Origin of the sequence: Chamaesiphon polymorphus CCALA 037, assembly GCF_003003845.1 — a bacterium.
Classification (GTDB): Bacteria; Cyanobacteriota; Cyanobacteriia; order Cyanobacteriales; family Chamaesiphonaceae; genus Chamaesiphon; species Chamaesiphon polymorphus.
The window spans coordinates 1-2,388 of the sequence record NZ_PVWO01000689.1; the positions used below are offsets into that span (position 1 = coordinate 1).

At 43.5% G+C, this 2,388-nt stretch carries 3 protein-coding genes and 1 pseudogene; 3 read left to right on the forward strand and 1 reads right to left on the reverse strand.

The genetic code is table 11. From position 1 onward, the window contains the following. Positions 1-154 precede the first annotated feature (154 nt). Complete coding sequence (locus tag C7B77_RS28290) at positions 155-1,078, reverse strand: LysR family transcriptional regulator (protein WP_106312919.1); 924 nt, start codon at positions 1,076-1,078, stop codon at positions 155-157. Positions 1,079-1,232: 154 nt separating this feature from the next. On the opposite strand from C7B77_RS28290, the gene C7B77_RS28295 reads away from it, so the two are divergent. The 3 genes and pseudogenes from C7B77_RS28295 to C7B77_RS28305 form a co-directional block, all read left to right on the forward strand. Beyond that, on the forward strand, positions 1,233-1,676 hold the full coding sequence (locus C7B77_RS28295) for a nuclear transport factor 2 family protein (RefSeq protein WP_106312921.1): 444 nt from the start codon (positions 1,233-1,235) through the stop codon (positions 1,674-1,676). Between the two features lie 14 nt (positions 1,677-1,690). After that, a pseudogene (locus C7B77_RS31795) lies at positions 1,691-1,891 on the forward strand (tautomerase family protein); the annotation flags it as partial. Positions 1,892-2,115: 224 nt separating this feature from the next. Then, on the forward strand, positions 2,116-2,388 hold a 273-nt coding region (locus C7B77_RS28305), incomplete at its 3' end, for an SDR family NAD(P)-dependent oxidoreductase (protein ID WP_146138582.1).

The following is a 2,388-nucleotide window of genomic DNA, read 5'->3' on the forward strand; positions in this document are numbered from 1 at the left end:
CTACCACAATTGGTTGACTCTACTCCATTTTCCTCCCCTTTCTCGATCGCTTTCTCCTCTAATGGCTAAAGTCGAGTTCAAGAAGTCGGGGCTATTTTATATCCTCTACTTTGATTTCCTTATGTTAGATATTTACCAAAAAAAGAGGTAACTATCAGCCATCGACGATCGATGATCGACTATCGGCGATCGACTCCTGAAGAGCCTCCGAGATGAAGTCTATGAATACTTCAAGTTTTCCTGAGTGTTGGCGATGTTTTGGGTAAATCGCATATAGGGTTAAAGGTTCCGTAGACCATTCTTTCAAGACAGTTTTTAGCATCCCACGTTCTAATCCATCTAAAACTGCGAACATGGGCAAAAAAATCAAACCGAGTCCCGCAACAGCAGCTCGACTCGCAGCAAGGCTATTGTTCACTTTTAAAGATCCATTAACCTTCACGGTTACGGTTTCATCACCTCGCCAAAAACACCACTCATGGGGCGATCGCGCCAGCGTGTAAATCACACAATGGTGCTGCTTTAAATCCTCCGGCGATTTTGGTTCGCCATATTGCTTGAGATATGCTGGTGAGGCGCAAACGACTCGTTGAATATTGCAGATTCGATGTGAAACCAGACTATTATCGTTGACTATTCCGCCCCCTCTAATCCCTACATCAAATCCTTCCTCGATCGGATCTACATAGCGATCGTTGAGGATGAGTTCGATCTGCATATCTGGATAAATCGATTGAAATTGATAAATCGCTGTTGCTACATGGGTTAAGCCCAGAGACATTGGTGCTGTCACGCGCAGCAGTCCGTGAGGTTTGACACAGAGATCGGAAACCACTTCTTCAACACGTTCTAGTTCGTCCAGAATCGAGGAAACCCGCTGAAAATAGAGTCGTCCTGCTTCAGTCAAGTTCAAACGTCTGGTTGTCCGATGAATCAACTGGGTTCCCAGTTCTTTTTCCAGTTCTTGGACATTTTTACTGACGGCTGCATTTGATAAGTTTAGAGCGTCTGCTGCACGGCTAAAACTTTCCAACTCAACAACTCGTCTAAAGACATTCAGAGCAATTAATTTATCCATAGAACATTACATACAAAACAATTCATCTCGCCATCTCTATTATTCACCATGAGTAAAAAGTTATTCAATTAGATCGATCTTTATCTTTTTTGAGTGAAGAGTTATCGTAAAAGTATGCGCTTCAAGCTGCAATAACCCAAAGCGCGGAGGAACTATGATCGAGTACAGGTCTTATGGAGTAGATAAACAGGTTTGCAGTATTAAATATTTCGCGATCGTCGATTTGCTCGATCGATATTACGACGCTTTATATCGTTGCGATATCGCTCTTTTGGCAACTGTTTTTCATGCCAGCGCGCAATACTTTACTGCATCTAGTGGCGAACTATTGCATCTGGATATGAATTCCTATTTTCCAATTGTAGAGCGACGAATTTCTCCCGAATCTTCTGGAGAAACCTACGCATTTTCAATCGAATCGATCGAATTCATAGGGGCTGTAACCGCGATCGCCAGAATGCGTTCTTCCATGCTAGGCAAAGATTTTATCGATCTCCTCACCCTCATTCAGCTTGAGGGCGAATGGAAAATTATTACCAAAGTCTTTCACTACACGCTCCATGCAGACACGGCAATATTGCCAACAAGTCAGAATTAGCCAAAGGTCAAACCATGCCCTATGTAAACATCAAAATTACTCGCGAAGGCGCAACAACACAGCAAAAAGCCGAACTCATTAAAGGTGTAACAGAACTTTTGGTGCGCGTTCTAAATAAAACACCAGCAACGACATTCGTTGTCATTGATGAAGTTGCGACTGAAGACTGGGGTGTTGCTGGAGTGCCTGTGAAAGAATTTCGGCAAGGCATTCAGCGGAGAAAAGTCATGAGACAAGCAACCCTCGAAACCCAAACTACCAACAGCAGACAAGAGCATCAGCTTGGAATTAAAAGGCAACAAGTAAGGCTCACCTCTGGCTGGTTATCTGACGAGCACCGCAAACTTTATTGTAAATGGGATATTGTCCAGGATTAACTTCCTAATGAAAAAAGTCATCTAGACAGTCAAATCTTGGAACTAAATTGGAGGTAGATAGTATGACAACTCAGACTGTAATTATCACGGGTGCTGCAACTGGTTTGGGCTATGCCATTGCTGAAGCATTTTTGCACAATCAGGCGAATGTGGTACTGAATGGGAGAACATTCTCAAAACTTGAAATGGCGGCTCAAAAACTTGCTCGACCCGTTCACGTAGTGTCGCCCTTGGCGAATCGCGTCCATCTGGTAACAGGTGACATTACCGATCCGACATTTGCGCCAAAACTAGTTGAAGAAGCTGTTTCCAGATTCGGTCGAGTGGATGTACTT